At 53.8% G+C, this 16,194-nt stretch carries 15 protein-coding genes; 11 read left to right on the plus strand and 4 right to left on the minus strand.

Annotated features, from left to right (window positions below; translation table 11 throughout):
- Positions 1-3 precede the first annotated feature (3 nt).
- Genes msbA through OEZ10_12335 form a run of 5 tightly spaced genes read left to right on the plus strand, consistent with a single transcriptional unit; the run spans position 4 to position 4,215 of the window.
- On the plus strand, positions 4-1,752 hold the full coding sequence (gene msbA, locus OEZ10_12315; GenBank protein ID MDH5633763.1) for a lipid A export permease/ATP-binding protein MsbA: 1,749 nt from the start codon (positions 4-6) through the stop codon (positions 1,750-1,752).
- A gap of 11 nt (positions 1,753-1,763) precedes the next feature.
- Positions 1,764-2,783 (plus strand): tetraacyldisaccharide 4'-kinase, encoded by a 1,020-nt coding sequence (lpxK, locus tag OEZ10_12320; protein MDH5633764.1) that lies wholly within the window; start codon positions 1,764-1,766, stop codon positions 2,781-2,783.
- A 3-nt stretch (positions 2,784-2,786) separates the two neighbouring features.
- Positions 2,787-2,963 (plus strand): Trm112 family protein, encoded by a 177-nt coding sequence (locus OEZ10_12325; protein MDH5633765.1) that lies wholly within the window; start codon positions 2,787-2,789, stop codon positions 2,961-2,963.
- A gap of 21 nt (positions 2,964-2,984) precedes the next feature.
- The gene (kdsB, locus tag OEZ10_12330) at positions 2,985-3,722 is read left to right on the plus strand and encodes a 3-deoxy-manno-octulosonate cytidylyltransferase (protein ID MDH5633766.1); all 738 of its coding nucleotides are present in this window, start codon (positions 2,985-2,987) and stop codon (positions 3,720-3,722) included.
- 10 nt (positions 3,723-3,732) lie between these two features.
- Entirely contained in the window at positions 3,733-4,215 is a 483-nt protein-coding gene (locus OEZ10_12335; GenBank protein ID MDH5633767.1) for a low molecular weight phosphotyrosine protein phosphatase, read from the plus strand.
- 883 nt (positions 4,216-5,098) lie between these two features.
- Here the strand turns inward: OEZ10_12335 and OEZ10_12340 are convergent.
- Positions 5,099-7,669, minus strand: coding sequence for an Rne/Rng family ribonuclease (locus tag OEZ10_12340; protein ID MDH5633768.1), 2,571 nt, complete (start codon positions 7,667-7,669; stop codon positions 5,099-5,101).
- Between the two features lie 542 nt (positions 7,670-8,211).
- Here OEZ10_12340 and rluC point away from each other — a divergent pair.
- From rluC to OEZ10_12360, 4 genes are all read left to right on the plus strand, one after another.
- On the plus strand, positions 8,212-9,138 hold the full coding sequence (gene rluC, locus OEZ10_12345; protein ID MDH5633769.1) for a 23S rRNA pseudouridine(955/2504/2580) synthase RluC: 927 nt from the start codon (positions 8,212-8,214) through the stop codon (positions 9,136-9,138).
- Complete coding sequence (locus OEZ10_12350) at positions 9,135-9,785, plus strand: HAD-IIIA family hydrolase (GenBank protein ID MDH5633770.1); 651 nt, start codon at positions 9,135-9,137, stop codon at positions 9,783-9,785. Before rluC ends, OEZ10_12350 begins: the two co-directional genes overlap by 4 nt.
- On the plus strand, positions 9,773-10,141 hold the full coding sequence (locus tag OEZ10_12355; protein ID MDH5633771.1) for a Rieske 2Fe-2S domain-containing protein: 369 nt from the start codon (positions 9,773-9,775) through the stop codon (positions 10,139-10,141). The genes OEZ10_12350 and OEZ10_12355 overlap by 13 nt, the downstream gene beginning before the upstream one ends.
- Positions 10,142-10,216: 75 nt before the next feature.
- Positions 10,217-11,194 carry a S49 family peptidase gene (locus tag OEZ10_12360; protein ID MDH5633772.1) on the plus strand — a complete coding sequence of 326 codons (978 nt, stop codon included), beginning with the start codon at positions 10,217-10,219 and terminating at the stop codon, positions 11,192-11,194.
- Here the strand turns inward: OEZ10_12360 and OEZ10_12365 are convergent.
- The 3 genes from OEZ10_12365 to OEZ10_12375 all read right to left on the minus strand — a co-directional run bounded on the left by OEZ10_12365 (position 11,191) and on the right by OEZ10_12375 (position 15,183).
- The gene (locus OEZ10_12365; protein ID MDH5633773.1) at positions 11,191-11,769 is read right to left on the minus strand and encodes a Maf family nucleotide pyrophosphatase; all 579 of its coding nucleotides are present in this window, start codon (positions 11,767-11,769) and stop codon (positions 11,191-11,193) included. The two genes, OEZ10_12360 and OEZ10_12365, sit on opposite strands and share 4 nt — an antisense overlap.
- A gap of 76 nt (positions 11,770-11,845) precedes the next feature.
- Entirely contained in the window at positions 11,846-13,711 is a 1,866-nt protein-coding gene (gene oadA / locus OEZ10_12370) for a sodium-extruding oxaloacetate decarboxylase subunit alpha (GenBank protein ID MDH5633774.1), read from the minus strand.
- A 53-nt stretch (positions 13,712-13,764) separates the two neighbouring features.
- Positions 13,765-15,183: an acetyl-CoA carboxylase biotin carboxylase subunit gene (locus OEZ10_12375; GenBank protein ID MDH5633775.1), complete on the minus strand. Its 1,419-nt coding sequence runs from the start codon at positions 15,181-15,183 to the stop codon at positions 13,765-13,767.
- A 205-nt stretch (positions 15,184-15,388) separates the two neighbouring features.
- Between OEZ10_12375 and OEZ10_12380 the strand changes: the two genes are divergently transcribed.
- A complete protein-coding gene (locus OEZ10_12380; protein ID MDH5633776.1) occupies positions 15,389-15,934 on the plus strand; it encodes a YceD family protein in 546 nt (181 codons plus the stop codon).
- Between the two features lie 68 nt (positions 15,935-16,002).
- Complete coding sequence (gene rpmF, locus OEZ10_12385) at positions 16,003-16,188, plus strand: 50S ribosomal protein L32 (GenBank protein ID MDH5633777.1); 186 nt, start codon at positions 16,003-16,005, stop codon at positions 16,186-16,188.
- Positions 16,189-16,194 lie beyond the last annotated feature (6 nt).

Below are 16,194 nucleotides of genomic sequence, written 5' to 3' on the forward strand. Positions count from 1 at the left end.
TCCATGGCCAAAACCGAGTTACCAAAAAATGCGGCGCTCTTGTATCGCCGGTTAATAACCTATGCATTGCCGTACAGGAAGATATTTGCATTCTCCGTGCTGGCCATGTCAGCGGTTGCTGCCCTGGATCCCGTTAAAGCCTACATTCTCAAGCCGCTGATGGATGGCGGATTTATCGAGAAGGATCCGGAAATTATCGCCTGGCTGCCTTACGCTATTATCGGGATTTTCCTTGTAGGAGGGCTGGCCCGGTTTGTTGCCCAGTTCAGCATGGCCTGGATCGGTGCCAGGATCATGTTCGATATTCGCAACGAGATGTTCACCCACCTGTGCCGCCTGCCCGCTGCGTACTACGATCAGAATGTTTCAGGCAGGCTGATGTCCAAGGTGATCTACGACGTCCAGCAGATTTCCAATGCTACGACCAAGGCATTGTTTGTTGTTATCAAGGATGGATTGTCGGTGATCTGGTTACTGGGCTACATGGTCTATATGAACTGGAAGCTCACCTTGTTGTTCCTGATTATTGCGCCGCTGGTAGGCGGTTTTGTCCGATTTGTCAGCAAGCGTTTTTTCAAGACTGGCCTGGGTCTTCAGAAATCCATGGGCGGTATTTCCGGGGTTGTTCAGGAACTGACAGAAGGTCACCTGACGGTCAAAGCCTATGGTGCAGAGGAACAGGAGTCAAAACAGTTCGGCTCTGTCAACGACAAGTACCGACGACAAATGGTCCGTCGTGCATCGCTGGTTGCGCTCAGCGTGCCAATGATGGAGTTCCTGGCAGCAATCGGCATGGCCGTTGTTGTGCATTACGCGTTAAACCAGGCGGCATCAGGGACCCTTACCATAGGTGAGGCCATTTCCTATTTTGGCGCGATGATGCTGATGCTTGGCCCTGTCAAGCGGCTGACCAAGGTGAATGAAGTAATTCAACTTGGACTGGCTGCGGCACACAGCGTTTTCGAGCTGATTGACGAGGAAACTGAAAAGAATGCCGGCACGATAAAAATGCAACAGGTCGATGGTCGCGTTGAGTACAACAATGTCAGCGTTGCCTATAGTGATGATGGCGAGGTTGTATCGGATATCAGCTTCACCATAAACCCGGGTGAAGTGGTAGCGCTTGTTGGTGCATCCGGCAGCGGCAAGAGCACGCTGGCCAACCTGTTGGCACGGTTTTACTTGCCCAGCAAGGGCTCGATATCGGTTGATGGTGTTGACATTACTGATTTTGATCTGAATAACCTGCGCTCGCATATTTCCTTTGTCAGCCAGGATACCGTGCTGTTCAATGACAGCATCAAAAACAATATTGCCTATGGCAGCGCGGACCAGATTGACGATGATCGCATCAGGAAAGCCGCCGCCGCCGCCCACGTGCTTGAATTTGTTGATGACTATGAAAACGGATTTGATACCGAGGTTGGCGAAAAGGGTACCCGGCTTTCCGGGGGGCAGCGCCAACGTATTGCCATTGCCCGAGCCATATACAAGGCGTCGCCTATCCTGATACTCGACGAAGCCACATCGGCGCTGGATACCGAATCAGAACGGTTGATTCAGGATGCGCTGAAAGTGCTGATGCGCGATCGGACGACGCTTGTTATTGCTCACCGCTTGTCGACAATCGAGCATGCAAACAGGATCCTGGTGCTGGACAAGGGCCGCATTGTCGAGAGCGGGACACACAAGGAACTGCTGGTGCATAGCGGAGTATATGCGCGACTGTATCAAAATCAGTTCAGGACCTGACGAGTATGCAATTGGACTGGTTAACAGCCAGCTGGTACAGGCCATCAATACTGCGTTTTCTGTTGTGGCCGGTATCAGTTGTTTTCTGCGCATTGACAATACTCAGAAAGCAGCTGTACAGGTTGACATTGTTACGAACGCACTGGTTCCCGGTACCGGTTATCGTAGTTGGCAATATCACCGTTGGCGGAACCGGCAAGACCCCGCTGGTGATAAAGCTCGTGGAGCTGTGTCGCAAGGCAGGCTACACGCCCGGCGTAATTTCGCGCGGTTACGGTGTCCAGGCGGAATCCTATCCGATGGTGTTACGTGAAGGGCACACTGCCGCATCCGTCGGCGATGAGCCGCTGATGATTTTTCGACACACGGGATGCCGGGTGGTCATTGACCCGGATCGGCCGCGCGGTGTTGGGCGATTGCTCAAGTCTCAATGCGATATCGTGATATCGGATGACGGCCTGCAGCATTATGCCCTGGGCCGGGACATGGAGATTGCCGTGATCGATGGTGCGCGTGGACTGGGTAACAGGATGTGTCTGCCGGCAGGACCGTTACGCGAACCGGTGACGCGGCTGGCAGATGTGGATATGACCGTCATCAGCGATACATCAGGAAAGAACCGCAGGGCGCATGCATCAGCCGGTTGGCGCATGCACCTGGAACCGAGGTGTTTTGTTAATGTATTCGATGCAGGCCGTCGGCAGCCGTTGGACGCGTTCAGGCGACAACGAGTACATGCTGTTGCAGGCATCGGTAATCCCGGACGGTTTTTCCTGAACCTGTCAGACCTGGGGTGTGAAACCGAGCAACACGTTTTTCCGGATCATCACCCGTATATGCTTACAGATATGCAATTCGGTGATGACAGGCCGGTTATTATGACGGAAAAGGACGCGATAAAATTTGAGCAATATATTGGCCAGATGCCGGCGGAGGAATATAGTCGGTACTGGTATCTGAAAGCAGACGTTGTCGTGGATGACGAATCTGCGTTTTTGAAAGAACTGATGTCATTTCTTGAGGAGAAGTAGAACGTGGACAAGAAACTGCTCGAAATCCTGGTTTGCCCGCTGTGCAAGGGTCCGCTGGAATATCGCAAAGACGACAGCGAACTGGTATGCAAGGCGGACAAGCTTGCTTATCCAATCAAAAATGACATCCCGGTAATGCTGGAAGAAGAGGCGCGCGTACTGGCCGATTCTGATTCTTGATGCGACATACGGCACGCCTGAATTCTCATGATAGTTGTCATTCCTGCCAGATATGCATCAACCCGTTTGCCAGGCAAGCCGCTGGCAGATATTCACGGCAAGCCGCTGGTGCAACATGTTTATGAGTGCGCCCGGAAATCCAGTGCCTCGAGAGTCGTCATAGCAACCGACGATGCCAGAGTTTTTGAAGCGGGCAAATCCTTCGATGCAGAAGTGCTGATGACACGTGCCGACCATGCTTCCGGTACTGACCGGATCGCGGAAGTCATACAGCAATTGCAATTGCCTGATGATGAAGTAGTGGTGAATGTGCAGGGGGACGAGCCAATGATGCCGGCGACGCTTGTGAACCAGGTAGGCACGCTGCTGGAGCAAAGTACGGTAGCGCCCATGGCCACGGCATGTCACGGCATCGATTCCGTAAATGAATTGCTGGATCCCAATATAGTGAAAGTGGTAACGGACAGGCAGGGTTATGCGTTGTATTTCAGCCGGGCACCGATTCCATACAATCGTGCCTATGCCGGCCAGTCAACAGAAGGCTGTTATCGACATATTGGTATCTATGCCTATCGTGCAGGGTTTGTCAGTCGTTACGCGGCATGGCCTGCCTGCCCGCTGGAACTCCTGGAAAGCCTGGAGCAACTGAGAGTGTTGTGGCATGGCGAGCGCATCATTACCTGTGTGGCCAATGAACTGCCTGGTCCCGGAGTGGATACGCCGCAGGATCTTGAGCGCGTTCGAGTATTAATGTCCTGAGTAAATTCCTATGACCAGAATCAGTGTGCTATTCGTATGCCTGGGAAATATCTGTCGCTCTCCAACGGCAGAAGCCGTATTTCGACAGCTTGTTGTCCGGGAGGGGCTGGAGCATGCGATCAATATAGATTCGGCTGGTACTCACGCTTATCACGTCGGTGAGCCACCGGATCATCGCGCCCAGGCTGCTGCCGCTCGGCGCGGAATTGATATGAGCCAGTTGCGCGGCAGAAGGGCGACCGAATTGGATATTGAGCAGTTTGATTATATCCTGGCCATGGATAACGAGAACTACCATAACCTGCTGGCGATTTCCTCGGACGGACTGGAAAGCAAGATTCACTTGTTCCTGGACTTTGCGCCGGATCGTCCGGAGCAGGAAGTCCCGGATCCATATTTTGGTGGTCCGGGCGGGTTTGACAATGTGCTGGATATGGTGGAGGAAGCCTCCATCGGGTTGCTAAGACATATTCGTAGTCGTCACGATATTTGACCTGGTCTGGCCGCACGAATATCAGGAGTTGACAGGATTGTCCTGCGATATCCAGCGATTTCTGCCAGTTGTCTTGGTAATCTTTACCGCGAGCTCAGCACGAGCCATAACGCTCGAATAGCTGTCCCTGTGGCTGTGAACCGCACAGTACCGCAGGATATCGTTGCCAGGGATACTGGTAACGCCACTGCGTAGAAGCGAATCTTCCATTGCTCGACATGGTATTCTGGCAATCTGGTTTGCATGGTTCAAATCCGTTATACCAAGCAAAATCAGGAAGGCGTCACCATCGTTGGCCAGAGGCTTGAGCGCGCATCGACATGTTTGGCCAGGATATGGGCGATATACTTTAAAGCGTGATCTTCATGCCAGGTCTGTTTATGAAATTTGCGATGGTTGAGACGAGTACGGCTTGTACTTGCACGGCAGCACTGGAGCTGAACATCTTGACGATCGTAAATATGTCTTTTTTGTGACTTTTTATTTCTGATTGCTGAATTTATTCCTGCCGCTGATCATTTCCGAGATCCGGCATCCGGGATTCGTTGGCATGACACGATATTTCAGGTTATAGGTTCAAATGCCCATTGATTGAACCCCTGAGGTCGGAAACGAAGTCTGACAGACGGATCTTCAGTTTATTTATCTGCTTTAACAGTCTTTTATCATTCATGGGCGCAGTCATTTGTGTTGCCCCGAAAATTCTCTAAATCTTGTTCGGTAACCGGGTGATTTGATGGGTTGAAAACATTTCGAGCAAGTAATCGGAAAGCTTGAATTGTGAAATCAAAAACCTGGCCCAGGTCTGCAGGTGACCGGGGTTGGGCGTGAGCAGGGCAATAAAAAAGCCGCGTAACGCGGCTTTTTTATTTGATGTCCCTACTTAGTTGTCCGAAGACGTAGGCTTGGTCTCAATCTGGGTCAGATTGGCTGCAGGCTTGGGCTCCGCAGGTGGTGACGCTGGTGTTGCGACTGGCACGGGTTTCGGCTGAGGTGCCGGCGTTGTTGCAGCAGGTGCTGCCGTCGGGGACGCGGGTGCTGCCTTTGTTTCAATTTGTACCAGTGCTGGACTGTTTTCAGGTTTTGCTGCTGGCGCAGACGGGCTAGCAGGTTTGCCAGTATCGCCCTGAGGCACGGCTGACTTGCTTCTGTTGCCCTCCGTCGCTGGCTGTGATGGCTCATCAGCAGGCTTATTCCGCGCGCCATCCTGTTTGCGGTTGTCAGGCAGCACGGCATTTACGGGTGAGCTTTGGGTCTGTGCGGGCGCCACCGTACTTGCCGTGCCTGCATTAACGCGATCCTGTTTTTGTCCTTCGCTTGGCTTTCGGCCGCCATTTTTACCAGGTGCATCGTCGCCCCCGCTGTCCCTGTTTGCGGTCGCTTGATCGGGCTGTTGCGGCTGGTTTGGGCGATCCTGTTGATTGCCACCTTTTTGCTGGCTTTGACCGCCACGGCGTCCGCCACGGCGTCCGCGACCACGACCGGATTCCGGTTTTTTGTCCGGGGACGCATCTTTTGCAGGCCTGTTGTCGCGATTGTCCTTGCCTCGCGGCTCTTGTGCGGACTTGTCTTCAGCCTGTTTTGGCTGCTGGTCATCTTTTTGTGGCTTGCCGCCACGACGCTGCTGCTGATCACCACGACCGCCACGACGCTGCTGCTGATCACCACGACCGCCACGACGCTGCTGCTGATCACCACGACCGCCACCACGACCACCACGGCGTTGTTGCTGGGTGCCGGATTTCTTGTTCTTTGGGGCTGTCGACTTTTCGCCAATACCGAGCAGTTTCTTCAGCCAGCCAAACAGGCCGGACGAGGAGGGTTGTTTCGGTCGTGGCGGTGCCTGGGTCACCGGCGTGATTTGGCCAACCGCGGCTTTCTCAGGTTTCTCGGCCTTGACTGCGCTCGGTTCGGAAATTTCTTCATCCTCTTCCGTAGGTACAATCTTGTAACTTGGCAGATTTTCTTCGCCTTCCAGGTCTTCAGAGCGCAAACGACGAATCTTGAAGTGTGGAGTCTGCATGGTTGACATCGGTACAATCGTAATCGGCGTTCCAATGCGTGATTCCAGCGCACTGATCTCGCGACGTTTTTCGTTCAAAAGGAAACTGGCTGTTTCAATGGGCAGATGCACATGAACAGCAGCCGAATTTTCCTTCATCGCTTCTTCCTGGATTTCACGCAGAATGTGAAGCGCGGAAGACTGCACGCTGCGAATATGACCGGTGCCGGAGCAGCGCGGGCAAATACGCGTGCTTGCTTCTCCGAGAGATGGGCGCAGGCGTTGGCGTGACATTTCAAGCAGGCCAAAGCGGGAGATGCGACCTACCTGGACACGGGCACGATCATACTTCAATGCCTCGGCAAGACGATTTTCCACGGCGCGCTGGTTGCGGGCCGGTGACATATCAATGAAATCAATTACCACCAGGCCGCCGAGATCACGCAGACGTAACTGCCGGGCGATTTCGTCAGCCGCTTCAAGGTTGGTATTGAGCGCGGTTTCTTCGATATCGGCACCTTTTGTTGCACGTGCCGAGTTTACATCGATAGAAACCAGGGCTTCGGTGTAGTCAAACACCACTGAGCCACCGGAGTCGAGACGCACTTCGCGCGAGAATGCCGAATCAATCTGGCTCTCGATCTGGTAGCGCGAGAACATCGACGTCTCTTCCTGGTACAGCTTCAGCTTCTGAATATTGTGCGGGCTCACCTGTTCGATGAACTTTTTCATGCGCTCGTGAATTTCGGCGTTGTCGACCAGGATTTCGCCGATATCGGTACGCAGGTAGTCGCGAATGGCGCGGACAACCAGGTTGCTCTCCTGGTAGATCAGGAACGGGGCAGGGCGATCGGCGGCAGCCTTACTGATGGCGTCCCACAGGTGCACCAGGTAATCCAGGTCCCACTGCAGTTCTTCGACGCTCTTGCCAATGCCGGCGGTGCGGGCAATCAGGGCATAGTCACGCGGTACTTCCAGCTGTGCCATGGCGTCGCGCAGTTCCGCGCGTTCTTCGCCTTCGATGCGGCGGGAGATACCGCCACCCTTGGGATTATTGGGCATCAACACCAGGAATCGTCCAGCCAGGCTGATGAAGGTAGTCAGTGCCGCACCCTTGGTGCCGCGCTCTTCCTTGTCTACCTGGACTACGAATTCCTGGCCTTCCTTGATGACGTCCTGGATCTTGACCTGAGAGATTGGTGTCTTGTTATCACCCTGAAAATGAATTCGGGAGATTTCCTTCAGCGGCAGGAAGCCTTGGCGTTCGACACCGTAGTCAACAAACGCGGCTTCGAGACTGGGCTCGACGCGGGTGACGCGGCCTTTGTAAATATTGCCTTTTTTGCTTTGGTAAGCGGTGGATTCAATATCGAGATCAAGGAGTTTCTGGCCATCAACAATAGCCAAACGCAGCTCTTCTGCATGAGTTGCGTTGAACAGCATTCTTTTCATGTTTTATTCGTCCCCGACGCTTTGGCGCTTTCGGCCAGCTTGCTGGGCCATTCGGCGCTGATCACTCGTGCAGGTCGAATGGTACGCTTCGCACTGCTCAGCTATACCGCCATACCACGAGTTTTTACCGCGCAGCGTGCAGGGTTTTCACCGCATTTCGCCCGCTGCTGCAGACCCTTGCCGCGCACCAGAAAATTGGTGTTTGTCAGCGACCGTAGTGCCGATGACGTTGCGGTCAAGGTGTTCCACCGGCCTTCGCCAGTAGCGTCGTATTTTTGCGTCTCTCTGTACCTGGGCGAGTGACGCATAACCCATATCGCGGGCAGCCTTTTGGCCGGCCTTTGGGCCGACATCCCGGGTGCTTCGCGCGGCAGCGGGACGTGTTGCCCGGTGCCTAAAACCGTTTGTAAAACCATTTTTTAATGTGTTGCTACAATGCCTTGTTTACATTGGCTTTTAGCACACAGACCGACTATATCAGTGGCGCATCAAATCAGCAAACTTGATATGCTCCGGCGGCAAAATCGGAGGCAGGATATTTTGTGAACAAGGTCAGTTTCATCACTATTGACGAGGCTCATGCCGGCCAGCGGCTCGATAACTTCCTGATTTCACACTTGAAAGGTGTTCCGAAGAGCCGCATCTATCGCCTGTTGCGCAAGGGCGAGGTGCGTGTGAATAAGGCCCGATGCAAGCCTGATTACCGCCTGGAGCTGGATGATGAATTGCGGATTCCGCCAATACGGGTGGCGGACGCCGCGCCCAGGCCGGCCCACAGCGGCAAGCTGGAATGGCTGGAAGCAGCAATTATCTATGAAGACGATGTGCTGATTGCCATGAACAAGCCTTCCGGTCTCGCCGTGCATGGTGGCAGCGGCGTCAGTCTCGGATTGATCGAAGCCCTGCGTCAATTGCGCCCGGAGGCCAGGTTCCTGGAGCTGGTGCATCGGCTGGATCGTGAGACGTCGGGACTGCTGCTGGTGGCCAAGAAGCGGTCCGCGCTGCTTGCCTTACACGAACAGTTGCGGGGTACCAGTGTCGACAAGCGCTACCTGGCGCTGGTCAAGAATCCGTGGCAAGGCAAGGCCAGGATGGTGGAGGCGCCGCTACTGCGTAGCCAGACGCGCTCGGGAGAGCGAATGGTCCGGGTTTCCGAGGAGGGTAAGGTCGCGCGTAGCCGCATTGTGCCGCAGCAGTTGTTTCGCGGCGCAACCCTGGTCGAGGTAAGGATTTATACAGGCCGAACCCACCAGGTGCGGGTGCACTGTGCCCACGAGGGACATCCCATTGCCGGTGACGATAAGTATGGCGACAGGGGATTCAACAAGTCGATGGCGGCAGCCGGCTTGAAGCGATTGTTTCTGCACGCGGCGCGCATGCACTTGACTCATCCGGTCACTGGCAAACCGCTTGAGCTGGATGCGCCGCTGCCCGATGATTTGGTACAGGTACTGGATACAATGTCATGAAAGACCGTTTTGATCTGATTGTTTTTGATTGGGATGGAACCCTGATGGACTCCGAGCGGAAAATTGTTCGATGTTTCGAGATGGCTTGCCGCGATGTGAATGTGGTCTATCCGGGTGACGCGGCGGTGCGGGCCATTATCGGGCTGGGATTACGTGAAGCGGTTGATCGCCTGTTGCCCGGCGAGGATGATGCAATTATCGACCAGGTAACTGAGGCGTACCGGGATCATTTTCTGGTTCATGACAAAACGGAAATGGAATTTTTCCCAGGTGTTCTCGATGGCTTGAAGCAGCTCGAGGGCCATGGCTACATGCTTGCTGTTGCAACCGGCAAGGCCCGCCGGGGACTGAAAAAACTGCTGGATGAATGGCAATTGCATGACCAGTTTGTCGCCACACGATGTGCCGACGAAGCATTCTCCAAGCCGCATCCCAAGATGCTGGAGGATATCCTGGGGCAGACCGGTGTTGCCTCCAATCGCGCCATTATGATTGGCGATACCACCTTTGACATGGAAATGGCCAACAATGCGCGCGTTGCCGGTCTTGCTGTCAGCTACGGTGTGCACGACCGTGATTCGCTGTTGAAACACGATCCAGTGGATTGCTTGGATTCATTCGAAGAGGTGCGTGCGTGGCTGATGTAGAAACGCGGCGCATCTGTGACCGCGAAGCAATCCGTAATGGCGGCGATGGCGTGCGGTTCTATGTCCTGCGAGGCCGGCAAAAGCTGCCCGCTTTTGTGATTCGCCACGAGGATGTGGCTTATGCCTACCTGAACCAGTGCGCCCATACGCCGGTCGAGCTTGACTGGGAGCATGGCCAATTCTTCGACAAGAATAAACGTTACCTGATTTGTGCCACGCACGGCGCCTTGTATGAGCCAGCAACCGGGGCCTGTGTTGATGGCCCGTGCCGGAAAAAGGGCTTGGTGGCACTGGAGGTCGACGAGCGGGAAGACGGTGTCTTTATTGTCGGCACTGATCAGCTATGTTTTGACTAAATGCCGTGAGTACGGAATGATAACCCACTATACAAATTGGACAATGTGAACCAGGAACGAATTCGGGAACAGATTATGGAAAACGAGAATCCGGTGCAGCAAAAACAGGAAGCTTCCAGCCAGGAGAAACCCGAAGGCTGGGAGCGCAGCCTGCTCGAACGGCTGGCATTTGCTGCCTTGAATGAACAGCGTCGTGCCCGTCGCTGGGGAATAGGCTTCAAGATATTTTTTGCCATCTATCTTGTTGCGATTCTATTGATGGCCACTTCCGACCCGCACGAAGTCAAACCGACGGGCGAGTTCACTGCGCTAGTGGAGCTATCAGGCATCATTGCTCCTGATACAGCGGCCAGCGCGGATTTTGTTGTATCCGGACTCAGGGACGCGTTTGAAAGCAAGGCAAAAGGCGTAATCATTCGCAGCAACAGTCCTGGCGGCAGCCCGGTGCAATCGCAATATATATATGATGAGATCAAGCGCTTGCGCAAGAAATTCCCCGACAAGCCGGTGTATGCAGTCGTAACTGATATCTGCGCATCAGGTTGTTATTACGCTGTTGCCGGTGCTGATCGTATCTACGCCAGTCGTGGCAGCATTGTTGGATCGATCGGTGTGCTCATGGATGGCTTTGGTTTTGTTGACTCAATGAAAAAGCTGGGCGTGGAGCGCCGACTGATGACGGCAGGAGAAAACAAGGCCATGCTGGATCCGTTTTCGCCGCGCAATCCGGGGCATATGCTTCACGTCAAGAATATGCTTGATGAGATCCACCAGCAATTTATAGATGTGGTCAAGGAAGGTCGCGGCAAGAAACTGGCAAACCGCAAGGATATTTTCTCCGGTCTGTTCTGGACCGGTGAAACTGCTGTAAAGCTCGGTCTTGTTGATGAGATTGCCAGCGCCAGTCATGTTGCCCGTGAAGTCATCGGCGCCGACAAGATTGTTGATTTCAGCTACCGGGAAAACTGGCTGGACAAGTTTGCCGGCGGTCTTGGCAGCGCCATGATGAACACACTCAAGGCCTGGCTGTTTGGGCAGGGTAATTTGCGTTAGTCAATTACAGAATGGGACTCATTTTCCAGCATCTTCACCAGCCGGATCAATGGCAGGCCGATGAGGGTGCTGGGATCATCACCAATAAACCGTTCAAGCAGGGCAATGCCCAGGCCTTCAGACTTCAGGCTGCCTGCGCAGTTATAGGGTTGTTCCTTGTGCAGGTAGTTTTCAATTGTTGTATCAGATAATTCACGAAAAACAACGCTGTATGGAACGACTTCGCTTTGAATGTGCCCGGTTTTGCTATTAATTAGCGCCAGCCCGGTATACAGGGTGATGGTCTCGCCAGACGCCTGCCGCAGTTGTTCTACAGCATGCGCATGGTCTCTTGGTTTGCCGACTATGTCATTGCCATGCACTGCGACCTGATCTGAACCAATGACCAGGGCATTTCCTTGGCCCTTGGCAATGGCCTGTGCTTTTTCAATGGACAGGCGCTGTACCAGTTGTTGCGGGGTTTCGCCGGGCTTTGCCGATTCATCAATGTCCGGACTGATGCACTTGAACGGAATGCCGAGACGTTCCAGCAGTTCCTTGCGATAGGGTGATGATGAGGCAAGTATCAGGTTCATGGTCGTGATGTGGCCCGGTCGGAATGTAAAACGGGCATCATCGTGATGCCCGCTGGTCAGTAGTTACCCGTGATGATTATTCGATTTCAATCAAGGCTTCGTCGGGTGTAACACTGTCACCCTTGGCGACATGGACCGCCTTGACCTTGCCGCTGACGGGTGCCGGCACTTCGTTTTCCATTTTCATGGCTTCCACGACCAGCACTGAGTCGCCGGCATTCACGGTATCACCTTCCTTGACCAGGACATCGACTATTGTTCCCGGCATGGAGCTGGTGACATGGCCTTCTTTGGTCGCGCGTGGACGACCGGAACCACTGGTTTTGGCCGGTGATGCGCCACCAGCTTTGCCCGGCTCAATCTCGGACAGTGTTTCAACCAGGATCTCTTCAGGTACACCGTCGACAGAGATATAGAAGGGGCGCTGATCATCGTGCTGGTTACCGGTACCAGTCACCTTGATGTAATAGGTTTCGCCGTGCAGTGTGACATTGAACTCTGTTGGTGCGCGACGATCGCCACTGCCATTGGCATTTTCGCCAGCGGGAATGAGTGCTTCCGGCTTCAACGTACCGGCTTCGCGTTCTTCGAGGAAGTGGCGACCGACATCCGGGAACATGGCGTAAGTTAATACGTCTTCTTCGGTCTTCGCCAGCCCACCAATTTCGCGACGCAGATTATCCATTTCCGGCTCGAGCAGGTCGGCAGGGCGGCATTCAATTACTTCTTCATTGCCAATAGCCATACTGCGCACAGACTCGTTAATCGTACCCGGTGCCATACCATAGCGACCCTTGAGGTAAAGTTTGACCTCGTTGGTGATGTTCTTGTAGCGCTTGCCGGTAATGACATTAAACACTGCCTGTGTACCAACAATCTGTGATGTCGGAGTAACCAGTGGTGGGTAGCCCAGGTCTTCACGAACACGGGGTATTTCGGCAAGCACTTCGTTCATTTTGTCCAGCGCGCCTTGTTCCTTGAGCTGATTGGACAGGTTGGAAATCATGCCACCAGGAATCTGGTTGTTGTGAACTCGCGTATCAACGCCGGTGAATTCGCTTTCGTATTGATGGTACTTCTTGCGCACTTCATGAAAGTACATGCCGATTTCCTGCAGCAGTTGCAGGTCGAGACCGGTATCGTACGGCGTATCCTGGAAGGCCAGCACCATACTTTCCGTTGGCGAGTGACTTGTTCCCCATGACATGGAGCTGATCGCGGTATCCACATGACGACAGCCGTTTTCTACAGCCTTGAACATTGCGATGTTGGCAACACCTGCCGTGGTGTGTGAATGAAAATGCAGCGGAACGCTCAGCTCACCCGATAGCGCGGCGAACAATTCGCCGGCACCAGTTGGCGTCAGCAGGCCAGCCATGTCCTTGATACAGATGGTCTGGCAACCCATGGCTTCCAGTTCCTTGGCCTGTTCAACAAAGTGCTCCACGGTATGAACCGGGCTCACGGTATAACAAATCGCGCCCTGGGCATGTTTGCCAGCATTGAGTACGGCAGCAATGGACAATTTCATGTTGCGCAGGTCATTCATGGCATCGAAGATGCGGAATACTTCAACGCCATTTTCGGCAGACTTCTTGATGAATGCTTCGACCAGGTCATCTGAATAATGGCGATAGCCAAGCAGGTTTTGGCCACGCAAAAGCATCTGGATCGGCGTATTGGGAAGCGCTTCCCTGAGCTTGCGCAAACGTTCCCACGGGTCTTCTTTCAGAAAGCGGGCGCAGCTGTCGAACGTGGCGCCACCCCAGGCCTCCAGGGACCAGAAGCCCACCTTGTCGAGCCGGTCGCAAATAGGCAGCATGTCTTCTGTACGCATGCGGGTTGCCAATAAGGACTGATGGGCATCTCGCAGGATCACATCGGTAACCATTACCTTGTCGGCAGCTGTTGTCGAAGTTGCTTTTTTGTTTGCTTTGGCCATAGTCGTATCTTGAATGTGCAATCAGTCGCTAGGGTTGTCGAATCGCCGTGTTATCAAAGCCCGTGATGCGCGGTGATGGCGGCGGCAATAGCCGCGGCCAGTTCGGCTGGCGGACGGCGAATGGAATAGTTTACCAGTTCCGGGTGCCGTTCGACGAAACTTGTGTTGAACGTTGCTGCCCGAAAATCAGGATTCTTCAGGATTTCCAGGTGGAACTGCTTGGTTGTTTTGACACCGTGCAGACCCACATCCTTGAGTGCACGAATCGATCGGTCAATGACCTGGTCCCATGTCAACGCCCAGACAATCAGCTTGGCGCACATGGAGTCATAATACGGTGGAAACTCGTAGCCGGTATAAATGGCGGCATCGGTGCGTACTCCCGGACCACCGGCTGCGTAATACCGGGTAATCTTGCCAAAGCTGGGCAGAAAGTCATTTTTCGGGTCTTCGGCGTTGATGCGGAACTGCAGCGCATAGCCGCGCATAGTGATGTCTTCCTGGCGAAAAGACAGCGGCTTACCCTCGGCAATACGAACCTGTTCCTGGACGATATCAACGCCGGTAATTTGCTCGGAAATCGTGTGCTCGACCTGCAGCCGGGTGTTCATTTCCATGAAATAAAAATTGTCGTCCTTGTCCAGCAGGAACTCGACTGTGCCGGCGTTCTTGTAATTGACCGCTTCGGCGGCCTTGACCGCGAGGCTGCATACATATTGACGTTGCTCCTGTGTCAGCTGTGGCGATGGGGCAATTTCCACCAGCTTTTGATGGCGCCTCTGGATCGAGCAGTCACGCTCAAACAGGTGTATCGCATTACCCTGGCCATCACCGAGAATCTGGACCTCAATATGACGCGGATTGTCGATGCATTTTTCCAGGAATACGTCCGCGCGCCCAAATGCCTTAGTGGCTTCCGATACGACGCGCTCAAAATTCTTTTTTAGCTCGTTTTCATCTTCGCAGCGACGAATGCCGCGACCACCGCCCCCGGAAGTGGCCTTGAGCATCACCGGGTATCCGACCTGTATGGCGATTTCCAGTGCTTCATCCAGGTTTTTCAGGTTGTCTTGGGTTCCCGGTGTGACCGGAACGCCGGCAGCAATCATGGCCTGGCGGGCCTCGGTCTTGTCACCCATCTTGTGGATAACATCGGCGTCCGGGCCGATAAAGATGATGCCGCGCTTGGCGCAGGTTTCCGCGAGAATCGGGTTTTCTGACAAGAAGCCGTACCCGGGATGCAATGCATCACAGCCGGCGGCAACGGCGATATTTACGATGCGGTGTGCGTTCAGGTAGCCGCCAATAGGGTCAGGACCGAGGTTGTAGGCTTCGTCGGCTTTTTTGACATGCAATGCATGCCGATCGGCATCTGAATAGATGGCGACCGATTTGATACCCATTTCGGCGCAGGCGCGTACGATTCGCACCGCGATCTCGCCGCGGTTGGCCACCAGAATCTTCTTGATCACGGTTTGGATAGCTCCAGCTAGCTGTTTCGGTTTAGAGTAACCCAAAAAGGCTCATCAGCGCCGGTTTTTCGTGTTAGCGCGCCGATAAAACCGGCATTGCTTTTTACGGAAAGGGTCGCTAACTGTCAATACGCCAGAGCTGGACCCGGTCCCAAAAAACGCTTTTTTTGACACAACTTACGTCCGAATATATAGTCCGCGCCCTATGAGTACCGGCCTGCCCGCTCAGATTGATCCGCTTCGCCTGGCAGATATCCAGGCGCGGCTAAATGGGGAGATCCCCCTTGAGCGCATGCATCGGTTGACCGGGCATCAAAAGACCGAAGGAATTGCCGGTTTCGACGTGGTTTTTGAGAAAGAAGCCAGGGGTCGAGTGGTGATGCGAGGCGAAATTTGGGCCGAAAGCGTGCCAACCGTGTGTCAACGTTGCCTGGAGCCGATGTTTTGCTCAATTTGGTCAGAATTTGAGCTAGAATTTGCCGCGGGCGATGTGGCGCTGGATGAAGAAGAAATTCAGGATATCATCGTCGTGGAAAAGCCCGTGCAATTGCAGGGGTTGATTGAAGATGAACTTTTGCTGGCCATGCCGATGGTACCCATGCACGAACCGGAGTGTTCGGCCAGCCAGTTTCTTGGCCAGGCTCTGCCAGAACCGCAGGTTCAGGCCCGGACAACTGAAAAGAGTCGAGAAAACCCGTTTGCCGTGTTGGCCAAGCTCAAGCTTGATGACGGCAAACAGAATGACAAGTAATGTATTAAAGGTATCTTGATAGATTACGCGTCGAGTGAATTTAAAGTCTAGACAAGAGGATTACAGTCATGGCGGTACAAAAGAGTCGCAAGACACCATCAAAGCGCGGCATGCGTCGTTCCCACGATGCGCTGACCGCGGCGCATCTCTCTACTGACAGCACCAGTGGCGAAATGCACCTTCGTCACCACGTAACACCAAATGGTTTCTACCGTGGTGAAAAGGTTGTTCAAACCAAGAATGACAAAGCCTGAGTCTTT

The sequence above is a fragment of the Gammaproteobacteria bacterium genome, assembly GCA_029880545.1.
GTDB lineage: Bacteria > Pseudomonadota > Gammaproteobacteria > Acidiferrobacterales > SZUA-150 > JAOUOD01.